This window comes from Thiospirochaeta perfilievii (assembly GCF_008329945.1).
In the GTDB taxonomy this organism is placed as follows: domain Bacteria; phylum Spirochaetota; class Spirochaetia; order DSM-2461; family DSM-2461; genus Thiospirochaeta; species Thiospirochaeta perfilievii.
Genome location: NZ_CP035807.1, coordinates 842243 through 865104 on the forward strand (window position 1 = coordinate 842243; position 22862 = coordinate 865104).

Here is a 22862-nt window from a genome sequence, read left to right on the forward strand (position 1 = left end):
CTCTTTTATATGTAATCCTCTACACTTCCTCCATTTAGATTTATTATCTCTAATAGTGTTAAATAGAGCTCTCCATATATGTTATTAATATCTTTTTGTCTATTTAGAAGCTCTAACTCTACTGTTTTAACATTAATCTGTGTAGAAGAACCAATTTCTAATAACTCCTTCTCCCTATCTAAAAGTATTTCATCATACTCAATATTCTTTTTAAGGAGGGAGATCTTATCCTTTAATAACTTAACCTTAGAGTTTAATATTCTATTATTATCATTTACATTTTTTTGTGACTCAAGTAGTGACTCTCTAGCAATTTTAATAGCAGTATCATCCACATTTATACTCTGTTTTTTACTTCCACCATCTAAAATATTAATGTTAACTCCTAAGCCAAAGTTAATATCTAAATCACTATTAGTTTTGAAATAAACACTTAAAGTTGGCGCATCAATTATTCGATTTAACTTTTTATTTAAAATTTGCTTCTCTAACTCTAATAAAGCTTTTTTCTCGTTACTGTTTTGGGATTCTTTAACTACAGTTGAGGTTTCTATACCCTCTAGAATATTTAGATCAAAAGTATAATCCTTTACCCTCTCTAAACCTAACAATCTCTCCAAGTTTATCTCGGCCATTTCTAAATTGTATTTAACATCAAAAAGACTCTCCTCCTGCTTAGCTACATCAAGTTCTAACGCAAGAAGATCAGAAGATGATATTCTACCAACCTCTCTATCATCCCTAGCCATAACAACTCTCTCTTGGGCTATATCTAAACCCTTTGATAGTAGATCAATACTATTTCTTAAAATATTTATATTCTGTATCGATGTTAAAACAGTAATAATTAACTGATTCCTTGTACCAACTTCGTTTAGTTCTGCAATTTCATGACTTATCTCGGATTTCCGTAAACTACTTTTAAATAGTTTAAAATCTATAATTTTGTTATTAGCTAGTATTGGTTGACGTAGACTAAACTCCAAAGATGGGGTCTGGGATGTATCCCAATCCCCAGTACTTGATTTAGTTAAACGATAGATATCACTTAAACCAATCGAGAGACTACCTCCTGTGGATATATTCTGGGTTAGTAGAAGCTTACCAGATAGAGTCTGGGTTTCCGAATTAATATTAGAATAGCCGTATAGAGGTGATGAAAATGTGTCTGTAGTAAATGTTAGGTTAGGTTTTGAACTACTTAAAACACCTTCATATACGGATTTAGCAATATCACTATTATATTTAGAAACCTTAACCGTATAGTTGTTTTTTACTAAAAGTTGAATAACATCCTTAGGGGTTAATGTTTTCTCATTGGAAAATAGTATGGAACAAAGACCTAATAGTATTAATAAATATGTTTTTTTCATTTTTTTCCTTCCTTATCAAATAGAGCTCCATATACAAGTGGTATTACAATTAGTGCTGTTAAGGTAGAGAATATCAATCCAAAAATAATTGATCCAGCCATAGGACTCCAAACAACTGACTTTCCCCCTATTCCAATAGCTGTAGGTAAAAGACCTGCAATTGTTGTTAAAGATGTTAATAGTATTGGCCTTAACCTTGTCTCTGCAGATTCAATTATTGCATCTCTAACACTGTACCCCTTCTCCCTTAACTCATTTATAAAGCTTAGTAAAACAATAGAGTCATTAACGGCTATACCAGCTAGTGCAACACCAGAATATAAAACAGTAGTCGAAAATGGAGTTTTAGAAATAAATAGGTAGAGTATAACCCCTGCAAAAGCGAAGGGAATTGTTAAAATTATTAAAAAAGGTTGAATATAGGATTTAAACTGTGCTCCTAAAATAAGATATATTAAAAATAGACCTATTAAAAATACTCGTAAAATCTGAAATAGAAGATTACCTAAATCTGCAAACTCCCCTCCTACAACAAGTTCTATTTCAGGATATCTATTTTGTAATTCCTCCTGAAAGTAGCTTTTTATATCCCTATTTATATCCTTTACACTATCATTAGAGTACGCCTCACTCTCAATTGTAACCTCCCTTTTACCATCAACTCGTTTTATACCACCTAGAGCGTTTCCCTGAACAATATTTGCTACAGAAGAGAATGGTATCAATCTACCATCTGGTAAAGGTATCATTAATTCATCTATATAAGTTAAAGATAGCTCTTCATCATTATTATATCTAACAATAACTTCGACCTCTTTGTTATCCTTGAAAAATGTTGTTGCTGTTCTACCCTCTACACTATCTCTTAAAAATGAACCTAGGGTTAAAACATCCAATCCTAGTGCAGAGGCCCTATCCTCGTTTAGTTTAACTCTTAACTCAGGACTTCCCTTCTCAAGATTGTTCTCTATATTATAAAGGTCAGAATAGTTACTTAGTCTACCTATAATAGAGTTAGAGGCACTAATTAGATTATCATAATTCTCCCCAAAGAGTCTAAAAGAGATAGGTTTAGATGTGGGAGGACCATTTGTAGCCTTACTAAACTTAACATTTTCAGCTCCTGGTATATTTATAGTTTCCCATTGAACCTCATTCATAATATCAGTTATAGATCTTGTTCTACCCTGGGTTCTCTCAGATAGATCAACCACTATTTGGGATACATTTGATCTGCTTGTATTACCACTACTTCCAGAGGAGAAACCAACAGATGAGATAACTGACACAATCTCACCATTACCAACTAATGGAAGAATCTTCTTTTCGAACTCTTTAGTTATATCATTAGTTTTAGATATAGGGGTTCCTGGAGACATTTCGATATCTATATAAAAAAGTGTAAAATCCTCGGCACTAAAAAGATCCTGATTAAGTAGAGGGACTAGACTAAATGCAGCTACAACAACTAGAAAAAGCATGGGTAGAACAATCTTTTTTTTACTATAAACACTTTTTATTAAACTCTTGAATCCGTTCTGAAACCTTGTGAATCTCTGGAAAACAACACTCTCTTTTTTCCCGTGGGGCCAGTCAGCATAGTGGGATGGAATAAATACTATTGCTTCAAATGTAGATGCAATTAAAGCTATTGATACTGTAAATGGGATTACTCTTAAGAACTTACCTATTGTTCCAGGTAGAATCATTAATGGAAGAAAGGCTGCTACTGTAGTTCCTGTTGCGGCTATAACTGGGATAACAACTTGATTTACCCCCTGGATTGCAGCCTCTTTTCTACTTAATCCTCCATGTTGTAGTCTAAAACTATTCTCTGTTATTACTATAGCATGGTCTACAATTAATCCTAGAACCAAAACCATTCCAAATAGAGTATTTGTATTAAAAGTCTCTCCAAAATACTCTAAAACCACAAAGGTTATAGCAAATGTAACAGGAATACCAAGGGCTGTAATCATAGCATTCCTAAACCCTACAAAAAATAGTAGAATTATTACTAATAAAATCAGACCAAATATAGCATTGTTTAATAGAACATTAATACTATCCTTTATTTGAATAGTAGAGTCCCCTGAAAGGGTGATCTTAAGACCAACAGGCAGTTTTTTTTCAAGATCTTCGATCTCTTTCTTAACACCCTCTATTACACCAACTGAGTTTCCCCGTGGGATTTTAGATACTCTTAAGGCGATAGAAGTCTCTCCGTTAAACCTAGAGATAATTCCCTTTGGATCATAGGTATCTAAAACTGTTGCAATATCGCTAACTTTTACGACACTACTATTAGACTCACCTCTTCTTACAATTACCCTATTAAAATTCTCTATATTATCCAACTCTCCTACTGTTCTAAGTAGATAATCTCTGGATTCTGTCTCTAGGGTTCCTCCTGGAACATTTACATTTTGTAGGGAGACTGCACGAACTATTTCATTTATTGAGATACCTAAGCTATTTAACTTTAGCCTATTAGCCTCAATTACAACCTGTTTCTCCCGTAACCCAATAATATCAACACCTGAAACTTCAGGAACACTCTTTATCCTATTCTCTAAAAGTGTTGCCTCGTTGGCTAATACATCATAGGAGGAATCACCAGATATTATCACCTCTATGACAGGGAGAAAGTCCGATGAGGAGAAGTCATCTATTAAAGCAGGAAGAGTTCCATCCGGAAGAAGGACCTTGCTAAATCTTGTTCTAACATCTTGAAAGAGGGACTCAAAGTCACTATTTGATATACCGTCATCAAACTCTACCCTAACAACACTTAAACCCTCTGAACTTACAGACTGAATTGTTTTTAATTTATCAATAGACTTAAGCTCATTCTCTACAGGTATGGTAACACTTTTTTCAATATCTTCAGCTGATACTCCAGGGTATGGAACAATTACATTTACCCAAAAAAAAGGGACCTCGGAAAACTGCTCCCTAGGGAGTTTATTTAGGCTTAAAAAACCTAATACAAGAATTGTAACAATTGCTATATTTATAAGAACTGGGTTTCTTACAGAAAATTTACCTATACTCATAACCACTCTCCACTACTTCCAATTATAGTAGAATTAACCTTAATTCCAGGTTTAATACTATTAAGTCCGCTAATAATTATAGTTTCATTCTCACTTAGCTGGGTTTTAGGATCAATTGATGTTCTACTTCCAACCACCTCACCCTTTATTATCTCCCTTGGTTCAGCTACTCCATTATTTTCTACAAAAATATACTCTTTCCCCTCTCGCACTACAATGGAGTCTGTAGGAACAATATAAAGAGCATTTGTATCGTTTGTTTCAATTGTGACAGAGCAACTCATCCCTGCTCTAATTACATCCTTTTGACTATTATCTGCCTCTACAATAACTTTGTAACTACCAGTTGATGCATCACTACCTGCCGCTATTGCAACAACATTTCCAATAAGAGGTTGACTATTTTTTATAGAGACAAGCTTTATATTTACCTTACTATTAAGTTTAATTAATCCTATCTGTCTCTCCCCTAAAGAGACCTCTACTCTAATTTTTGAAAGATCTACAATCTTAGCAATTTTTTGACCTTGATTAAGAAAGTTTCCCTGGGTAACACCACTATCCTTCCATGCTACTGCACCAAAGATTGGAGATTTTATAGATGCATCCTCTACTGTTTTTAGAGCTGTTTCATAGAGAACTTTTGCTCCATTGGCAGAACTTCTAGCTCTAGTTAAATCCGAAAGGGATGCAGAACCTTTTTTATAAAACTTCTCTGTACTTACTAAGTCTAAATCGGCATTTTCAAACTGCTCCTTAGCCTGTTCTAGGGACAGCTTTGCAATAGAATTATCTACATTAACTAGAACTTCTGTTGTGTCTACCTCTTCCCCAATTTCAAAATCTACACTCTCAATTATACCCCTGGTTTCAGAGATAATATATGCCTCTTTTATACCTGAAATTAAACCAGAGGATGTAACAGTTGGGTATAATACTCCCTTTGTTAGGTTTAAAGATTCAACGGCGACAACTGTATCACTTTTATCCATATCCCATGTTGCCGAAGATAAATCATCTACTTCCTTTGAACAGGAAAAGGCTACAGTAAGGATTATTATATTTAATATCATTTTCTTTAACATTTACTACTCCTTTTATTCTATAGATAAAGAATAATACACAATCCGTGATTAGTAAACCTATTAGATTGATAAATATCACTTAATGTGTTAAAATAAGAGTATGGAAAGTAAAAGTAGCTTTGGGGAAAGATTTAAGACCCTAAGAAAGAGTAAAAAGCTTACACAAAAAGAGGTAGCTAAAGAACTAGGCCTAGGTCAATCTGCTATTGCAAACTATGAACAAGGTACTAGATTCCCTGATGAGAAGACTCTAAGGCAGATAACAAAATATTTTAATACATCTTTAGACTATCTAATGAATATTAAAACAGAGGGTACTGATATTAAAAATAGAGTTGAAATAAGTTCCCTGTTTACTAAATATAAAAAACTAATTCTTTCAAATAAATTCCCGGAAGCTCTAAAGCTAATTTTAAATGCCCAAGACAGTGGGATAGATATTATTGAAATTTTTAATAGTATTTTCCTCCCCCTCTTAAAACACACTGGAGAGTTATGGGAGTGCTCCATTATAGATGTGGCCAAAGAGCATTTAATTTCAGAGGAGTTAGAGAGAACAATAGTTATTTTAACTTATAGATCAAAAACAAAAGAGCTAAAAAACATAAGATGTGTTTGTGCGACTCCTGGAGGAGAGTTACACCGAATATCCATAAGAATAGTTTCTGAAATATTAAAGAGAGAGGGATATCCCACATGGTTCTTAGGTGTAAATACTCCAACAAAGGATATAATTGAACTTTGTAAGAAAAATAGTATAGATTTTTTAATACTATCATCAACAATGCCCTCATCTATAGATTCAGCTAATAATATAATCTATGGTATTCGATTAGATAAATCCCTAGATAACTGTAAAATAATAGTTGGAGGTCCAGCTTATGAGAAGGATAGAAGAGCAGAAAAAGTAACTAGGGCAGATTTTGTTATAAATAACCTGCAAGGGATAGTAGATACTGTTAATAATCTAGCTAACTAAGGAAGTTTTAAAAGTCTCTCCTGCCACTTATATGGTGTTCACTCTGTTGTATCCTATGCTGATTCTCTAACTGTATAGTAAAATATAGACTTGCAATTGCCATAGTAGGAGAGATATCTCTCTTTCTAAAGTGTATTATCTCTAACCTAAGAGGTTCAAATGGTTCTAATAACTTAAACTCTCTACACCGTTTTGAAGACCAGGACCAAATTTTATAATAATTCTTTTCAGATAGATAACAATGGAGTTCTGCAAGCTCTTTATCTGTAACCTTTATGTCATACAACTCCTCTAAAATAGTGTTAAACCCAGACTCTATATCGATATTTAAATCATAAAAGAATTCATCTATTGGTGGTGTAAAATTTAACCTTGTACAGCCAATATTAATTAGAGTCTGTTGGAATCTAAAACTAGCCTTCTCTTTAATAAGTAGAAAAATACTACTCCAGTAATTACCATTATTCTCTATTAAACTAATTGCAATAATAAGGTTAATATAGGTTCTTACATCCAAATTTTTAAGCTTTAACATATCAATAATCTCCCTATGAAAGCTAAAGTCATTTACCCTTGCTAAGGATTTTGCAGCAATAGATTTTACATAGGGATACTTCTCTTTAAAAATTTTCCTTAAAACAGTTTTAGATCTCTCATCATCATAGGCACCTAGGGCAAAAATAGCACTCTGTCTCCACCATGATAGCTTATCCTGGGCCTCCTCTATAATCTCATCTAGAAGCTCATACCTTGGATAAGAGAAAAGAGATCTGATTACCATCTCCTTATCCTTAAGGTTGGACAACTTTAACCTTTTTTGTATCTCCTCGGTTGCTAACATTGTATCATCCGACTCTAATTCAACTAAAATAAGTTGTTTTTTTACTTTGTCACTTGTTCTATTTAACTTATCTAAATTATGAATAGTCTTTCTATTTTTTGGACTTATTAGAGTTAATAAAAACTCAAATGCTGTTAAACAACCCTTCTCTCCAATAAAAAAAGATATAATAAAATTAAAAGTAGCTAAAAATGCCATTAATAAAAAACTCAAACTATACTCATTATTTAGTTCTAAACTTAGCACTGTAGGAAGATCTGCTAAAAAACCACCTAGAATTCCAATAATTAAGGATATAAAAGAGAAGACAACAGCCAAAGAGGATGTAAAACCGATTCGATCTCCCTCGGGTATTGAGTTTATTATTAAACGATCTAAAAGTAGACGAATCATACCTATAAAATACATTGAGATAATACCTAAAACAAAAAAGAGGATGGGATTTGTTGTAGGTTTTGAGATACTCCAGACTATAGATATAATAATTATTATTAAGTTAACAGGTATTAATAAGGGTTTACTTCCAAAGCGATCTAAAAAAGGTCTAGCCGTCCTACTAGCAAAGATAACCCCTAGGAAGTTTATCATAGTGTATATAAATATAATATTTGAATTTATATTAACCTCTTTTTTAAGGAATGGGATGGAGAAGTTAAACAGGACAAAAAGGGACATTCCCCCACAATATAATAAAATAATCAAAAATGTCTGTTTTTGTTTTAAGTATAACCTAAATGTAAAAAAAGCCTCTCTAAGGCTTCTTTTTGGAATAGACTCCCTAATTGGAACTTTTATTATTGCAAAAGATGCAAAGGTATTTAATATAAAACCCAGTAATAAAAGGGACAAAATTCCTAGTAGTTCATTGCTTTTAAAAAATGTTAATGCTGAAAAACTAATAAACCTTGATAACATCATAGAGGAGTATAAGATTATAATGATTAGGGATGTATAATCACCTCTGTTTGTTGGTTTTGTTATACAACTCTGAATTACATGATTTAATGGGTAAGCTATATTTCTAAACAGACAGTAGAGAGTGTATACTACAATAATTACATAAACAGATATCCTATTTGGTAAAAAGGGTGTTAATCCATAAAAGATAGTAATACCACCTCTAAGTAACCAGGCAATAAAGAATAATTTTATAATTCTTGTATTTGGGAATAAAATAGGAACAAAAAATACTACTATCCCTGTTAAATATACTGCGGATGAAATATAACCTAATTGCATATTACTTGCACCAAAATTTAATGCCATTAGATATATAATTGTTTCTGCTAAAAAACTGTAACTTAGACCATTTATAAAAGTATATTTAATATAACTTTTTTGGCCTATTTCCTTCTCTTTTCTTGATAGAAAATTATTATATTCCATGTAACAACCTAATTGTACTGTATTAAAATATAATAAGGTTATTTTTAATTTTATTAAAGATTTTATATAAAATTGTTTGCGCTATTTATAATAGAGGATTATATTATAAATATGTTCATAGAACAATTTATCCGAATTTCTAGGAGGTTTTAAAATATGAATAGTAAGGGTGAACCACCAAATTATTAAGTTAAATTTTTCGACAATAAATTATAAATGATAGTTCCTTACAGGAATTATGGTGAAAAAATCACTGTAAAGCACAGGTAGTCATTAAGGGCTCTGTGCTTTTTTTTTGATAAATCAATTAGAAATGAAACTAGATAATACGTCTTCTTCAAAATAGGGTTCTTGATTGACCCAAAACATATAATTTACTTTTAAAAAATCCTTAGCAAAACCATGGAGTAGTGGAACTATGTTTTTTCTCTTATCTTTTACTAAAACAGAATTTGTTTGCCCAATATAGTTTCCATCTTGTACAGCAATACCTAGGGGTACAGAGTAGCAATTTTCATGCATCATAGCTAAGGCATGATTTAATTGCCCCTTTCTGCGAACCATTAAATCAGGAGCCCCAAGACCAACCCCAATTTTTTCTCCATATTGATATATAGATTTTAAATAACCATTGTCCTCCCAGGGTAACCACTCTCCAGGCATAAAATTTGCATATACCATAGTGGTTGAATTTGGAAAAGCTTTTTTTAATGCCAACATATTTATCTTTATAGAACTATTATATAAGGTTGGAGAAAATGTCTTATCATACTCTTTTGTTATGCCTACAGCTGTCTCCTGTAAATTTATTCCTTCAATTTTACCATCAAACTCTTTACCTAGTGCATTAAGTAATAGGGCAAACCTTATTTGTACATTTGTATTCCAACGTTTTGCAGCCCAACCAAAAACTTCACCATTATCTTCTCTCTGGTAAATCTCCCCTCCATTATAATCATCTGTTCGTAAATATTCAGGAACAGAGTGGTTTTTAGGGTTAAAAGTTGCATCTTGTATCTGAATAAATAGTTTCTTACCCTTGTTTTTTAAATAAGTATAATCTTCCAAAACGGCTGAAAAATCATATACACCCTTTGACGGTTCTAATTGTACCCAAGAGTACATAATTTGAGCCCCTTCAAACCTGAAATTTTCTAAAAATGGATGATTAACTATTGCATCCCTATCCCTGGAAAAGTAGACAAAATGTTTAATTTCATCCTCCCTAATAGGACCCTTTATATCCTCATATTTTTTATATGCATCCATATATCTTTCACTTGGATTATCCCACTGAGCACTAACATTAAAGTTAATTGCTACTACTAAAATTGTTAGTAGAAAATTGTTTTTTAAAAAAAATTTATTCATCTTAATCTCCTTTATTTTTATATTATTTCATAAACAAAGAGAAAAATATTTACATAAACATAGTTAAATTGTGACAATTTTATGACACTACATATTGCTAAATTTCACTATAAAGATAGTACCTTTAGGTTTATTATCCATACATTTAATAGTGTGATTATTACTCTGTAATATATTTTTAACAATAGATAACCCTAGACCTGAATGTAGTTTTTCTCCATCTACTATTAGCCGATTTGAATAAAATCTTCTAAATATTTTACACTTTTCTTCTTGGGGTATCCCCGGACCTAAATCCTTTATTAAAAGAGATGGTGAATCCCCATCTGTATAATATTTTATGGTTACACTCCCAGGCTCAGGGGAAAAACTTAATGCATTATCAATTAAATTTGTTAAAATAGATATAAATTGGGGCTCGGATAGTTTAACTCTCTTTTTCGTTTTAATAAAAGTTTTTATTTCCGCTTTATGGTATAAAGGTTGTAGTTTTTCTATTATCTCACTGGGGGAACACCATTTAGATAAGTTATCCACTCTATCATAGAGACTATACTCTCTAATATCAAATAATAACTTTTCTAATCTTCCTGACTCCTTTGATAATAGGGATAACATGGAACTACTTATTGCATCGTCTTGTAAATTTATTTGAAGAATCTCAATACCATTTCTTATACCTGTTAAAGGATTTTTTAGTTCATGAAGCACATCACTACTAAATGTTCTAAGAGAATCCTTCTGATCTATAAGTTCCATGGATGTTATATAGAAGGCTTTTGATAGAAGACCTATCTCATCAACTCTATTCCTCATTGAAAATATATCTTTTGGGCTCTTATTTTCACTTTTTACAAGCTTAACTTCATTAGTTAAAACTTTAAGTGGTTTAATTATTAATCTATAATAGACAAAGTTAATAATTATAGAAATTAATATTGAAATGATAGATACTAATAAAAGATAGATTTTGTATATTTTACTGTTTTTTATAAGGTCAAATTTATCAGAGAGTACAATTAGAGAATATTTCACCCCATTATCTAAACTGAAATTACTAAGAGAGTATATAAAACGGTAATCTATAATACTAAAACTATTTTCCCCACTCTTTATAAACTTTGACATCCTATTAATAATCTCTTTATCACTTAGTTTAGGTGGGGAAGCATCCCCTATAGATTCTCCAATTATCCTAGTAAATGGCAGATCATAATTAAAGGATTCGATAGCGTAATTTGTTAACCACCTTGTATCATAAATAGGTTTTAAATTTATTGAGTTTATAACTAATACTCTTTGATATGGGGCAATAACTGGTATAAAAGTAATATATTCCATAGAAAGATTATCTTTAAGGCCGTACATAATGGTTCTACTTAATTCTCTGTTAGTTAAACTCCTTAGGTTTAGGGCCTTATAATCCTTAGACTTAATAATAAGAAATCCACTTATTGGAATAAAAACTAATATAGCATTTAGAATTATAATCCAGAGAATTCTACTATAAATAATCCTCTTAAGCTTATTTTTTATATCTATATCCAAGGCCATAAACTGATTCAATTCCTTTAAAGTCACTATAGATGTTAATAATTTTCTTTCTAATTCTTGTAATATGTGTATCAACATTCCTATCAGAGATGTAGGTATCCTCAGGATAAGCCTGCGCCATTAACTCATCCCTAGAAAAGACAATATTAGGGCTTTCAAATAGTGTTTTAAAAATTCGAAACTCTGTAACAGACATATTAATTAAACTTCCATTAAAAAAAATTTGATACGCTCCATCATCAATGAAAAAACCACTAAGGTTACTTTTAAACCTTTTAGAAGTGGTTTGATAAAGATCAACTCTTCTTAAGCAAACAGCGACTCTAACTAGTAACTCTTTAATAGAGAAGGGTTTTGCTAAATAATCATCACCTCCCCTCTCTAAAGCTTCAATTTTTGTAATTTCATCTACAATAGAGGAAATAAAAATAATAGGGATATTGTACTCCATCTTTCTGAAAATAGAGCAAAATGTTATTCCATCAACTCCTGGCATCATTATATCTAAAATTATCAAATCTGGAGGATCTACCTTAATCTTCCCCAGTGCTTCAGAGCTGGAATTATATATAGTTGTAGTATAACCTTGGGCTTCTAAGGCTACGCTAAGTGTTTTTTGAATACTAATTTCATCATCAATAATAGCTATATGTTTTTTAGTCATTTTACAATTTTATCAATTAGATCCAACTCATCTTTAGAGAACTCACTGTTTTCTAATGCACCAATACAATCTTTAATCTGACTTGATCTACTTGCTCCAATTATTACAGAACTAACGGATTTGTGTCTTAAATTCCAAGATAAGGACATTTGGGCAAGTGTTTGTCCCCTGCTCTGTGCAATACTGTTCAGTTTTAGGACTCTACTAACTACATCATCTGTAATATCATCTGGTTTTAAGAACCTACCATCCTTTTTTGCCCTAGAGTCATTTGGGATACCATTTAAATACTTATTAGTTAATATCCCTTTTTCTAGGGGAGAGAAGGTTACAACCCCAATATTCTCACTATCATGTAGATCTAATAGTCCATTTTCAACTCTTCTATCAAACATATTGTATTTAACTTGGTGAAGTAAACATGGAGTTCCTAAATCTTTTAGGATTGCAAAAGCTTCCTTTGCTTTTTCTGGCAAGTAGTAGTTTGAAAGCCCAATATACATTGCCCTACCTGACCTTACTATATAGTCTAAAGCAGTCATAGTCTCTAATAGTGGGGTATCTGGATCTGGTCTATGGTGATAAAATACATCAACATAATCTAAGCCCAATCTTTTTAAACTCTGATCACAGCTAGAAATAAGATATTTTCTAGAACCCCAATTACCATAGGGACCTGGCCACATATCGTACCCAGCCTTTGTAGATATTATAAGTTCATCTCTATATGGTTTCAAATCCTTTTTAAGTATTAATCCAAAGTTCTCCTCTGCACTTCCAGGGGGCGGTCCATAGTTATTTGCAAGATCAAAGTGGGTGATTCCTAAATCAAAAGAGACTCTAGCCATATCACGACTATTTTCAAAAACAGTTGAGTCACTAAAATTATGCCATAATCCTAGTGATATCTTAGGTAATAAAATACCAGAAGACCCACACCTTTTATACTCCATACTATTATATCTATCTTTATCCGCTATATATTCCATTTAAAAATAGTAACACCCAATTCTATTATGGGATATGGGAAAATTTACTAATTTATTGTAAAATCTTCTACATTTTTAACACTAAATAAAAAATAATAACTCATTTGCTAATTATTATATTATGATGTATATATGAGGTTTAAAATTCTCTTTTTACTATTTATACTAATGAACTCATCCCTTTACTCCCAATCTTTTATTACTAAAGATCTATCCAATAAAAGTGTTTTATTATTAAACTCATACCATAAAGGTTTTAGATGGACTGATGATATTACCCATGAAGTAATTAAGGGTTTATCACCCTATGAAATCGAGTTGCATATAGAATTTATGGATTCAAAAAGGGGATGGGATAGGGAGTATCAGTTAAAATTAGCAGATTTACTAAAGTATAAAGTAGGTAGGCACAATTATGATTTAATTTTGACCTCTGATGATAATGCATTTAACTTTGTTATAGAAAATAGAGCAGAGATATTTAAAAACAAACCTATTATCTTTTGTGGAGTGAATAATCTTTTAGCTGACAAAGCCTCAAAATACCGTGATATTACTGGTATTAACGAAGAGATAGATATTATAGGAAGCTTGGACTTAATTAAAAAACTTCACCCTAAAATAGAGAAAATATCTATTATTACTGATAATACAACAACAGGACAAAGATTACAAAAAGGTATTAATGAAGTAATACCCCTCTACCCTGAACTCTCAATAAAATTAGATTATAACTTAACTGGAGATGAACTTATTAATTTAGTAGAGAGTAGTGGAAAGGATACAGTAATACTTTTTACACTATTCTACACAGATAAAAATAATGACTATTATGAAAACATTCTATCTGAGATCTATAAGGTATCTATAAATCCAATATATGGAACATGGGACTTTAACTTAAATAACGGTATTATTGGAGGAGTACTGGTTACCGGCTCCTCCCAGGGAGAGTTTGTAGCCCAAAAAGCACTAGAGATTTTAGGGGGTAAGGATATAAATTCAATACCTATAGAGTATAGAACTCCAACAAAAACAATTTTAGATTATAATCTCCTTAATAGATATGCCATGGATATCCCACAGAACTCTCAGATTGAGTTAATAAACAAACCTGATACCTTCTACAATAAGTACGGTTATATAATAAATATTATTATAACAATTGTAGTTATTCTTTTATTATCATTATTAATAATAAGTTATGCCTTTTTAAAATCTAAAAGGGCTGAGAGTGAACTTAATAACTATAAAGCCCACTTAGAAGAGGTGGTTTTAGAGCGAACAGAGGAACTACAGGAGAATATAATTGAGTTAAAAAATACCCAGGATGAGTTAGTTGAGTCTAAAAAAATGGCATACCTAGGTAGTTTAGTAGCTGGCGTAGCTCATAAACTTAATACACCAATAGGAATTGGTATAACATCCGTTACCCATTTACGATCTAAATCTTTAAAGTTACATAAGGAGTTTTCTTTAAACCAATTAAAAAAGAGTTCCTTAATGGATTACCTATTAGAATCCAAGGAAGCGTTGGATTTAATAAATTCGAACCTTAATAAAGCAGCAGATATTATTACTGTTTTTAAACAGGTAGCCGTTGATGAAATAGAAGATAAGAAAGATAGAGTCAACCTATCCGAATTAGTTCATGGAGTAGTAAATAGAATAATATCTCCTATTAAAGGGTTTAACTTCGATATAAACATCTTCTGCCCAGATACTATTTATCTAGATACTTCTCCAGAAATATTAATTACAATATTTACAAATCTTATTAGAAACTCCCTTGAGCACGGTCTTAAAGATCTTATGTATGGAAGTATAAATATAATTATAAATAGAGATAAGGATATTATTAATATTAAATACTACGATAGTGGACACGGTATATCTAAAGATGTTATAGGTAGGATTTTTGAACCTTTCTTCTCTACTAAGAAATCAAATGGTAATTTAGGATTAGGATTAAACATAGTATACAATCTAGTTGTAAATAAATTAAAAGGTTCAATAAAGTGTGTTAATGAAAATGACTATACAATATTCTATATTAAACTTTCTGTTAATAAATAAATTTATATTTGTAATAAGCAAATATAATTGTATATAATGTAGTTGTGGATAAAGATAAGTATCATCATATAAAAGATAAAACAATCTCAAGGGTAAATAGTATACTAGAAGATAAGTATATAAATGATTTAATAAATGAAACTACTGACATGTTAGATGAAATAACCTCTGGAGATGATATTCCAGAGCAGGAACAAAAGGTCTTTCCTGGGGCTATAAATATAGTTATGGAACCTATGAAGATGACTGCAACTTTAGAGATTCTAAAGCCTATTAATTCAAGTAACGAAATAACTATTGGTAAAGTAAAAGAGTTAATAAATGAGCTTGGGGATTTCTTTGAGAGCCGTGTAGACTGGGCTCTTATTCATGATATATATTCAAGGGTTATAGATGATGATGAAATAGTCCCACCTGAAATTATTGCTAGGGGTATAAAAGTAGAAGCCTATATTCCTGAGCATATAATATTAGAAGAGAAATTGTTATCTACATATATGCCACTGATTACCAGCCATGGTAGGGCTGATTATCATAAAATTAATTCCCTAGTGTTTGTAAAAAAAGGTGAATTTATTGGTAAAATAATTCCCTCTACACCTGGAGTAGTTGGTAAAAAACTTGATGGATCCGATATCCCCTTCCCTAAAATGATCATTAATAACTATGTAGCTGATCAAAATATCTATATAGAAGATAACAAACTATTTTCAAAAATAGATGGAACATTTAAAATTGTAGATAATAGACTTATGGTAGCCCCATGTCTTCTTATACAAAGTGATATAGATTATCATACAGGTGATATAGTTTTTACCGGGGATGTTGAAATTGGAGGTTCTATTAGAAGTGGATTTTCTGTGACTTCTGGTGGGGATCTTTTAATAAAAGGAGCTGTGGAACCTACCAATATTTCTTGTAATAGCAACCTAGTTGTTAATGAAGGGATTTTTGGGTCAAAAACTTCACTAATTGATGTTAAGGGTAATTTAAATACAAAACATATTGAGAATGTTAGGTTAAAATCAATTGGGAACCTTTTTGTTAGGAATAGTATTATGACATCCCATATCTTAACAAATGGTAAAATAACTATGGATAAAAATGGAACAATATTAGGTTCAATTGTATATAGTCTAAATGGAATAACATGCCATAATGTTGGTAATGAGTTAGGGGTACATACAGAAATTTATTTAGGGATAGACTATATTGTAATGGAAAAACTAAAAGAGATTCAGGAAGTATCTACTATAATTACAAATGAGATGGAAGAACTACAACAAGAGATTAATATTATGGAGACTAGAGAGGAGAGAGATAAGGGAAAATATCTCTTTTTATCCTTAAAAAACAGACTTAACAGTCTTAATAACCACTCTAGATCTTTACTAAAATCCCTTGATAAAAATGATAGAAGTTCATTAACTGTCACTGGAACAATATACCCTGGATCAAGAATAAACATATGTCATATATCTATAGATATAAAAGAGCCACTAAAAAATGTTACTCTTTTTCTTAATAAAGACCACGGTAGAATTGACTGGACAGGTTTTACTAAATAAAAAGATAGTATATTGGGGGTATTAATATTGCCGGTAGATAATTAGCAGTTTTAATTTTTTTTATGTTTAATAAATTTAGTCCTAGGCTAAAAATTAAAATTCCACCTATTATAGATATCTCCCTAATTGTCTCCACTGTTAAAACAGGCTCAATAAACTTTGCAAGAAGTGTAATACTCCCCTGATATATTAAAACAGCAATAGATGAGAAAATTACCCCTATACCAAGTGTGGATGTCAAAATAATTGATGTAACCCCATCTAATACAGATTTTGCATATAACATATCGTGTTTACCCTGTAGTCCACTCTCTAGGGATCCAAGAATAGCCATTGTTCCTACACAAAAAATCAGACTAGCTGTAACAAAGCCCTTAGCAATATTGTGTTCGCCCCCTCTTCCTACTCTATTTTGAAGAGAGTCTCCCAATCTGTTTAGTCTAAGATCAATATCGATAAACTCACCAATTAAACCGCCGATAACAATTGAAATTATAAAGAGTATAGGTTCTCCACCATTTAAAATTCCATTAAGTGTTGTTGACATTCCAATAAATAGGACAGATAACCCAACACCATTCATTACAATAGTTTTATACTTCTCTTTTAAACCATTTTTAATTAATAGACCCAAAATAGATCCTAGAATTATAACAAGAGTATTTACATATGTTCCTAACATTAAAATTCTATTCCTTTTTGTGCCTTAATACCAGATTCAAATGCATGCTTTATCATTACCATCTCAGTTACTGTATCTGCAATTTCTATTACTTCACTAGGAGCATTTCTACCAGTTAAGATTATATTTAGTGAGTCAGGTTTATTAGCTAATACCTCTACAACCTCTTTTATATCTAAAAACTTATATGCTAAGGCTAAGTTTATCTCATCAAGAACTAGCAGTTGAAACTTATTATCTTTATCCCGGCATATCTCCTTTGCAACTTCCCAGCCCTTAAGAGCAGCTAAAATATCCTTCTCTTTATCCTGGGTATCCCATGTGAATCCAGCTCCTGAGACAATATGGGTAATAGATTCGAATTTTTTAAATATATTCATCTCTCCTGTTGTCCAGGAACCTTTAATAAATTGAATTACTGCAACATTTAACCCCTGTCCAACGGCACGAAATACTGTACCAAAGGCGGATGAACTTTTACCCTTTCCATCACCTGTATTTACTATAATTATACCCCTATCAATAGAGGCATTTTTAACCTTATTACTCTGTGTCTCTTTTAACTCTTTCATTTTATCTTTATAGGAATCCACATAGCTATCCTTAACAATTATTTTAAGTTAATAATCATATTTAATAGATAAAAAGGCAAGAAGTAATACTATCTTTCTAACTGTCTCCTAAAAGCTTTTAAATGATTTTCGGATGCTTTTTTTAGGAATTCGAAAACATTTCTTACATCTAAGGGAAGGTCTTCCTTTAAGAATTTATTATACATTGCAATATTTTTTACCTCTGCATCAACTCCTATTTTAGCTGCTTCCTCTACATTTTTAGGTATATATAAATGACTTGTTGTATCAACTTTTGGAATTTCAATATTGTAAGATGAGTATAACTCCTTTAGGTAGGCAATATGAGTTTTTTCAGATTCGATGATATTAGTAAAAGGTTTTATTGGTCCAAACTTCTCAATAAGTGCTTCATACTCATTTAATGCTAAATATTCATCCTCTATAGCATACTCTAACATCTCTTCTAAAGTGTAATTAGACTCATTAAGTGCACCATCTGCACCAAAATTTTCTCCAAAAATAAAACTAGTAAAACCACCAAGTGATAATAAAATTAAACCTATAATCTTTTTCATAACTTCCTCCATTTAATCTAACTTAATTATACTTATAATTGTAAACAAGATATAAATAAAGTATATTTATTTAGGAGTATAATATGGTAAAAATTAGAGTAATTTCAAATAATAATGCTTTAGAAGGGTTTACCAATGAACATGGATTCTCAGTTTTAATTGAAACAGAAACAAGTTCAACCCTATTGGATACTGGAAGTGGGGAAGCATTTATTCATAATATTAATATATTATCTATAGATATATCAAATATAGATAGTCTTGTACTTTCCCATGGTCACTTTGATCACTGTGGTAATATTAACTATATATTAAATAATAATAACAGAATAAAAATTTATCATCACCCCCAGCTTTTAGTAGAGAGATACTCTATCCATAAAGACCGAGATCCAATGGTCAAGTTTATTGGTGTAAATGAGGTAAATAAGAAATCACTTAAAAATTGCCACTCTTTTTTGACAGAAGATATAACCAAGATATCAAATAATATTTTTATCACAGGGAGTATTCCTAGATTATCTAATGAAGATACAGGTGGACCTTTTTTCTTTGACACAATTGGAGAGAAGAGAGATCTGATTTTAGATGATCAAGCTATATGGTTAAATACCAAGAAAGGTTTATTAATTATTACAGGTTGTTGCCACTCAGGGATAATAAATACAGTTGAATATATAAAAAAATATAGCGGAATAGATAGAGTTTATGGAATAGTTGGAGGTCTTCACCTTTCAAAAGCCTTAGATAAAAGAGTTATTGAAACTACAAAATATCTGAACTCTTTAAACCTAACAATGATTGCACCAGGACATTGCACAGGGGATCATATTGTGGAAAAACTTAATAAAGATCTTAACTGTAGGGTTATAGATGTTTATGCAGGTTTAGATATTATTTTAGATGTAAATATAGATTAATATATTCGTTTTTTAATATATATTATTATTGACTTATTGTAGGTTTAGCTACAAACTTTAACTTATGATAGCAATTCCAGTAGTTTCAAAAAAAATAAAAAGTAATATTTCCATCTGTTTTGGTAGATGTAACTACTTTGCAGTGGTAGATGATAATGGTCAAATTACTTTTTTAGAAAATAAGTGTAAAAATAGTCCAGCAGAGGCTGGTATCATAGCAGTCAAGTTATTACTAGAGAATAATATTAAAATTATAATCTCTAGTAATATCGGTTCTACCACAAAAAGTTATTTAAAAAACAGTTCCATAACAGTATATGATGCAGGGAATTTAGAGACAGCGGATAAGGCCCTTTCCTTTTTAAAGTTAAATAAATTAGTAAAAATGATTTAATTCTTGTAAATTGCATATGCACACTATTGACAACAACACTCTACAGGTACATAATGTGCATATACACAGAACTTAAGGAGGATAATATGAGAATTGGAATACCAACAAACGATAGAAAAACAGTAGAGGGTCACTTTGGACATTGTAAAGAATTTGTACTTTTTGACATTGAAGATGGGAAAGTTACTAATACTAGTTATGTAACTCCTCCAGCCCACGCACCAGGAGTTATACCTAAATTTCTAGCGGACAACAAAACAAATGCAATTATATGCGGTGGAATGGGTCAAATGGCTATTAACATTTTTAAAGAGAATAACATTGATGTTATTTTAGGCGCTCAAGGATCTGTAGATGAAAATCTACAGGAATTTATTAAAGGTGAATTAGAGTCAACAGGTACAGCCTGTGAACATGACCATGATCACCACTAAGGAGAATTAACATGAACGGAAATAGAAAAGGACCAGAAAATAAAGGAAGTAAAACAGGTAGGGGATTAGGTTTTTGTACAGGACAAAACAAAGCAGGTAGATATTTTGAAACCAATACAGAGGGTAAAACCGTTGAGTTTGGTTTGCAACAGGGTAATGGGATGAAAAACCGTGGACGTCGAGGAATGGGTCAAGGCCTAAGAATGGGTCAAGGCCTAAGAATGGGTCGAGGAATGGGTCGAGGAATGGGCCGAGGAATGGGTCAAGGCCTAAGAATGGGCAGAACTGAGGAGAATGCATGATTATTGGAATCCCTGTAAAAGAGAAAGGTGCTGATCCACTGATTGATGAGCGATTTGGACGTTGCAATTACTTTTGTATTATAGACGATAAAGAGCAAATTACTTTTTTAGAAAATAGTGCAAAGGATCAGGCATCTGGTGCAGGTGGTCAATCAGTTAAATTATTAGCTGATGAAGATGTGGATACAATAATATCACCCCATATTGGACCTAAAGCAATGGATGCAATAAAACTACTGAATATTAATGTTTTTTCCCTAGGAGACTCTATAACAGTAACTCAGGCGTTAAAAAATATTAAGGCTGGGAAATTAGAATTAGTAGATTCAGAAAAAAAAGGTTTAAAAAGGGTTTAGGATGAACATAGTTGTTTTAAGTGGTAAAGGTGGGACAGGTAAAACAACTGTATCTATAAATCTTGAAGCTGTATCTGGTAATAATACATCATTATTAGATTGTGATGTAGAAGAACCCAATAGTCATCTATTTTGTACTAAGCCATTTGATACTATAGATGACGTTGGTGTTTATTATCCAGAAATTTCAGAAGATTTATGTATACACTGTGGAAAATGTGGATCTTTCTGTCAATTCCATGCAATCTTAAATACTAAAAGAGCAAATATTGTTATGCCAGAATTATGTCATGATTGTGGTGGTTGTAAGTTAGTTTGCCCTGTGGATGCAATTGAATTTAAGTCAAGAAGTATTGGAAGTATAAGAAAGGGGAAAACTGATAAAAACCAAAATTTTATTGATGGAATTTTAAATACAGGAGAGTTCTCTAGTACCAAGATAATCCAACAAGTCTTAAAAGAAGGTCTAACTACAGATGATAGAATTATCGATGCACCCCCAGGTTCTGCATGTGCTGCTGTAGAGACAGTCCAAGGTGCTGACTTAGGATTAATAGTAACAGAACCAACTCCCTTTGCTTTAAGTGATATGAAGATGGTTGTTGAGATGTTAGAAAATCTGAACATAGAAACTGCTGTTTTTATTAACAAGTCTGGAGAGAACGAAGAAAAACTTATTGAATATTGCAAAGAAAAAAAATTACCTATATTGGGAAGACTTCCATTTAATAACAGTTATGCACAAAGCTATGCAGAGGGAAAAGTTTTAGTAAATGAGTTTCCTGAGGTAAAAGAGATATTTACAAACCTATGGAGGATTATAAAAGATGAGTATTAAAGAGATTGTATTCATATCTGGAAAGGGTGGTACAGGAAAAACAACTATGACCTCCTCATTCATCCCTAGGTTTGAAAATTTAGTAATTGCAGATTGTGATGTAGATGCACCAGATCTTGATATATTATTAAAACCACAAATATTAACAACAGAGGACTTTATAGCAACAACAAAAGCTGTTATAAATAGTGATAAGTGTTTAAATTGTGGAAAATGTATAAGTTTTTGTAATTTTAATGCTATTGAAGCTGGTGATAAAACTCCAATAATTAAAGAGTCTCACTGTGAAGGGTGTAAAACATGTACCCTAGTTTGTAAGCCAAATGCTATAGAGATAAAGCCTTATAAAACAGGTGTTATTTATAAATCCACAACAGATTATGGTAGTATGATACATGCAAGACTAACTCCCGGAGAAGAGGTATCAGGAAGACTTGTTTCAGAAGTTAGAAAACGCGCAAAATTAACAGCTGAGAATAATAATAATGAGATAATTATTATAGATGGACCTCCAGGTATCGCTTGTAATGTAATTTCTGCAATTACTGGATCAAGCCTGGCTATTATTGTAACAGAACCAACAGTTTCAGGGTTTCATGATCTTGTTAGAGTTAACGATACTGCAAATAAACTTAGAGTTAAATGTGCAGTTATTATTAATAAGTTTGGATTATCTGATAGATATACTAAAGAGATTGAAGATTATTGCGAAAGGAATAGTATATCAATTTTAGGTAAAGTATCACTAAACAAGGAAATTTTAAGAAGTGTGAACAAACTAGAAATCCCTAATATAAATAACCATGATATGGTTAACAAAATAAAGGAAATAATTTATAATTAG

21 protein-coding genes are annotated in these 22862 nt (G+C 31.5%); 10 read left to right on the plus strand and 11 right to left on the minus strand.

The window, feature by feature from the left end:
* Nucleotides 1-5: 5 nt before the first annotated feature.
* Genes EW093_RS03875 through EW093_RS03885 form a run of 3 tightly spaced genes read right to left on the minus strand, consistent with a single transcriptional unit; the run spans nucleotide 6 to nucleotide 5514 of the window.
* Complete coding sequence (locus EW093_RS03875) at nucleotides 6-1373, minus strand: TolC family protein (protein WP_149567131.1); 1368 nt, start codon at nucleotides 1371-1373, stop codon at nucleotides 6-8.
* Nucleotides 1370-4429, minus strand: coding sequence for an efflux RND transporter permease subunit (locus EW093_RS03880; protein WP_149567132.1), 3060 nt, complete (start codon nucleotides 4427-4429; stop codon nucleotides 1370-1372). Before EW093_RS03880 ends, EW093_RS03875 begins: the two co-directional genes overlap by 4 nt.
* A complete protein-coding gene (locus tag EW093_RS03885) occupies nucleotides 4426-5514 on the minus strand; it encodes an efflux RND transporter periplasmic adaptor subunit (protein ID WP_149567133.1) in 1089 nt (362 codons plus the stop codon). The genes EW093_RS03880 and EW093_RS03885 overlap by 4 nt, the downstream gene beginning before the upstream one ends.
* A gap of 100 nt (nucleotides 5515-5614) precedes the next feature.
* Here EW093_RS03885 and EW093_RS03890 point away from each other — a divergent pair, with 100 nt between their 5' ends.
* Complete coding sequence (locus EW093_RS03890) at nucleotides 5615-6493, plus strand: helix-turn-helix domain-containing protein (protein ID WP_149567134.1); 879 nt, start codon at nucleotides 5615-5617, stop codon at nucleotides 6491-6493.
* Nucleotides 6494-6500: 7 nt separating this feature from the next.
* Here EW093_RS03890 and EW093_RS03895 read toward each other — a convergent pair whose 3' ends face one another.
* From EW093_RS03895 to EW093_RS03915, 5 genes are all read right to left on the minus strand, one after another.
* Nucleotides 6501-8720 (minus strand): MFS transporter, encoded by a 2220-nt coding sequence (locus EW093_RS03895; protein WP_149567135.1) that lies wholly within the window; start codon nucleotides 8718-8720, stop codon nucleotides 6501-6503.
* 303 nt (nucleotides 8721-9023) lie between these two features.
* Nucleotides 9024-10091: a hypothetical protein gene (locus tag EW093_RS03900; protein WP_223111646.1), complete on the minus strand. Its 1068-nt coding sequence runs from the start codon at nucleotides 10089-10091 to the stop codon at nucleotides 9024-9026.
* Between the two features lie 87 nt (nucleotides 10092-10178).
* Nucleotides 10179-11645, minus strand: a complete 1467-nt coding sequence (locus EW093_RS03905) for a sensor histidine kinase (protein ID WP_187759819.1) — start codon at nucleotides 11643-11645, stop codon at nucleotides 10179-10181.
* Nucleotides 11617-12309: a response regulator transcription factor gene (locus EW093_RS03910; RefSeq protein ID WP_149567137.1), complete on the minus strand. Its 693-nt coding sequence runs from the start codon at nucleotides 12307-12309 to the stop codon at nucleotides 11617-11619. Before EW093_RS03910 ends, EW093_RS03905 begins: the two co-directional genes overlap by 29 nt.
* On the minus strand, nucleotides 12306-13298 hold the full coding sequence (locus tag EW093_RS03915) for an aldo/keto reductase (protein ID WP_149567138.1): 993 nt from the start codon (nucleotides 13296-13298) through the stop codon (nucleotides 12306-12308). Before EW093_RS03915 ends, EW093_RS03910 begins: the two co-directional genes overlap by 4 nt.
* 132 nt (nucleotides 13299-13430) lie before the next feature.
* On the opposite strand from EW093_RS03915, the gene EW093_RS03920 reads away from it, so the two are divergent.
* Nucleotides 13431-15374, plus strand: a complete 1944-nt coding sequence (locus EW093_RS03920) for a sensor histidine kinase (protein WP_149567139.1) — start codon at nucleotides 13431-13433, stop codon at nucleotides 15372-15374.
* Nucleotides 15375-15418: 44 nt separating this feature from the next.
* Nucleotides 15419-16942, plus strand: a complete 1524-nt coding sequence (locus EW093_RS03925; RefSeq protein ID WP_149567140.1) for a flagellar assembly protein A — start codon at nucleotides 15419-15421, stop codon at nucleotides 16940-16942.
* Here EW093_RS03925 and EW093_RS03930 read toward each other — a convergent pair.
* The 3 genes from EW093_RS03930 to EW093_RS03940 form a co-directional block, all read right to left on the minus strand.
* Nucleotides 16935-17624 carry a DUF554 domain-containing protein gene (locus EW093_RS03930; RefSeq protein WP_149567141.1) on the minus strand — a complete coding sequence of 230 codons (690 nt, stop codon included), beginning with the start codon at nucleotides 17622-17624 and terminating at the stop codon, nucleotides 16935-16937. The two genes, EW093_RS03925 and EW093_RS03930, sit on opposite strands and share 8 nt — an antisense overlap.
* Nucleotides 17624-18217, minus strand: a complete 594-nt coding sequence (cobO, locus tag EW093_RS03935; protein ID WP_223111647.1) for a cob(I)yrinic acid a,c-diamide adenosyltransferase — start codon at nucleotides 18215-18217, stop codon at nucleotides 17624-17626. Before cobO ends, EW093_RS03930 begins: the two co-directional genes overlap by 1 nt.
* A 68-nt stretch (nucleotides 18218-18285) precedes the next feature.
* Nucleotides 18286-18774: a ferritin-like domain-containing protein gene (locus EW093_RS03940; protein ID WP_187759820.1), complete on the minus strand. Its 489-nt coding sequence runs from the start codon at nucleotides 18772-18774 to the stop codon at nucleotides 18286-18288.
* 83 nt (nucleotides 18775-18857) lie between these two features.
* Here EW093_RS03940 and EW093_RS03945 point away from each other — a divergent pair, with 83 nt between their 5' ends.
* From EW093_RS03945 to EW093_RS03975, 7 genes are all read left to right on the plus strand, one after another.
* A complete protein-coding gene (locus tag EW093_RS03945; protein ID WP_149567143.1) occupies nucleotides 18858-19694 on the plus strand; it encodes an MBL fold metallo-hydrolase in 837 nt (278 codons plus the stop codon).
* A 64-nt stretch (nucleotides 19695-19758) separates the two neighbouring features.
* Nucleotides 19759-20088 carry a NifB/NifX family molybdenum-iron cluster-binding protein gene (locus EW093_RS03950; RefSeq protein ID WP_149567144.1) on the plus strand — a complete coding sequence of 110 codons (330 nt, stop codon included), beginning with the start codon at nucleotides 19759-19761 and terminating at the stop codon, nucleotides 20086-20088.
* 86 nt (nucleotides 20089-20174) lie between these two features.
* Complete coding sequence (locus EW093_RS03955) at nucleotides 20175-20522, plus strand: NifB/NifX family molybdenum-iron cluster-binding protein (protein WP_187759821.1); 348 nt, start codon at nucleotides 20175-20177, stop codon at nucleotides 20520-20522.
* Between the two features lie 11 nt (nucleotides 20523-20533).
* A complete protein-coding gene (locus tag EW093_RS03960; protein ID WP_149567146.1) occupies nucleotides 20534-20824 on the plus strand; it encodes a hypothetical protein in 291 nt (96 codons plus the stop codon).
* Complete coding sequence (locus tag EW093_RS03965; protein ID WP_149567147.1) at nucleotides 20821-21180, plus strand: NifB/NifX family molybdenum-iron cluster-binding protein; 360 nt, start codon at nucleotides 20821-20823, stop codon at nucleotides 21178-21180. Before EW093_RS03960 ends, EW093_RS03965 begins: the two co-directional genes overlap by 4 nt.
* A gap of 1 nt (nucleotide 21181) precedes the next feature.
* Entirely contained in the window at nucleotides 21182-22018 is an 837-nt protein-coding gene (locus tag EW093_RS03970; protein ID WP_149567148.1) for a nucleotide-binding protein, read from the plus strand.
* The gene (locus EW093_RS03975; protein ID WP_149567149.1) at nucleotides 22008-22862 is read left to right on the plus strand and encodes a nucleotide-binding protein; all 855 of its coding nucleotides are present in this window, start codon (nucleotides 22008-22010) and stop codon (nucleotides 22860-22862) included. Before EW093_RS03970 ends, EW093_RS03975 begins: the two co-directional genes overlap by 11 nt.

Bases quoted from the DNA above. Each gene is read 5' to 3' on its own strand.
- EW093_RS03875 (WP_149567131.1), bottom strand. From the start codon at position 1,373: ATGAAAAAAACATATTTATTAATACTATTAGGTCTTTGTTCCATACTA.
- EW093_RS03880 (WP_149567132.1), bottom strand. From the start codon at position 4,429: ATGAGTATAGGTAAATTTTCTGTAAGAAACCCAGTTCTTATAAATATA.
- EW093_RS03885 (WP_149567133.1), bottom strand. From the start codon at position 5,514: ATGTTAAAGAAAATGATATTAAATATAATAATCCTTACTGTAGCCTTT.
- EW093_RS03890 (WP_149567134.1), top strand. From the start codon at position 5,615: ATGGAAAGTAAAAGTAGCTTTGGGGAAAGATTTAAGACCCTAAGAAAG.
- EW093_RS03895 (WP_149567135.1), bottom strand. From the start codon at position 8,720: ATGGAATATAATAATTTTCTATCAAGAAAAGAGAAGGAAATAGGCCAA.
- EW093_RS03900 (WP_223111646.1), bottom strand. From the start codon at position 10,091: ATGAATAAATTTTTTTTAAAAAACAATTTTCTACTAACAATTTTAGTA.
- EW093_RS03905 (WP_187759819.1), bottom strand. From the start codon at position 11,645: ATGGCCTTGGATATAGATATAAAAAATAAGCTTAAGAGGATTATTTAT.
- EW093_RS03910 (WP_149567137.1), bottom strand. From the start codon at position 12,309: ATGACTAAAAAACATATAGCTATTATTGATGATGAAATTAGTATTCAA.
- EW093_RS03915 (WP_149567138.1), bottom strand. From the start codon at position 13,298: ATGGAATATATAGCGGATAAAGATAGATATAATAGTATGGAGTATAAA.
- EW093_RS03920 (WP_149567139.1), top strand. From the start codon at position 13,431: ATGAGGTTTAAAATTCTCTTTTTACTATTTATACTAATGAACTCATCC.
- EW093_RS03930 (WP_149567141.1), bottom strand. From the start codon at position 17,624: ATGTTAGGAACATATGTAAATACTCTTGTTATAATTCTAGGATCTATT.
- EW093_RS03940 (WP_187759820.1), bottom strand. From the start codon at position 18,774: ATGAAAAAGATTATAGGTTTAATTTTATTATCACTTGGTGGTTTTACT.
- EW093_RS03945 (WP_149567143.1), top strand. From the start codon at position 18,858: ATGGTAAAAATTAGAGTAATTTCAAATAATAATGCTTTAGAAGGGTTT.
- EW093_RS03950 (WP_149567144.1), top strand. From the start codon at position 19,759: ATGATAGCAATTCCAGTAGTTTCAAAAAAAATAAAAAGTAATATTTCC.
- EW093_RS03955 (WP_187759821.1), top strand. From the start codon at position 20,175: ATGAGAATTGGAATACCAACAAACGATAGAAAAACAGTAGAGGGTCAC.
- EW093_RS03960 (WP_149567146.1), top strand. From the start codon at position 20,534: ATGAACGGAAATAGAAAAGGACCAGAAAATAAAGGAAGTAAAACAGGT.
- EW093_RS03965 (WP_149567147.1), top strand. From the start codon at position 20,821: ATGATTATTGGAATCCCTGTAAAAGAGAAAGGTGCTGATCCACTGATT.
- EW093_RS03970 (WP_149567148.1), top strand. From the start codon at position 21,182: ATGAACATAGTTGTTTTAAGTGGTAAAGGTGGGACAGGTAAAACAACT.
- EW093_RS03975 (WP_149567149.1), top strand. From the start codon at position 22,008: ATGAGTATTAAAGAGATTGTATTCATATCTGGAAAGGGTGGTACAGGA.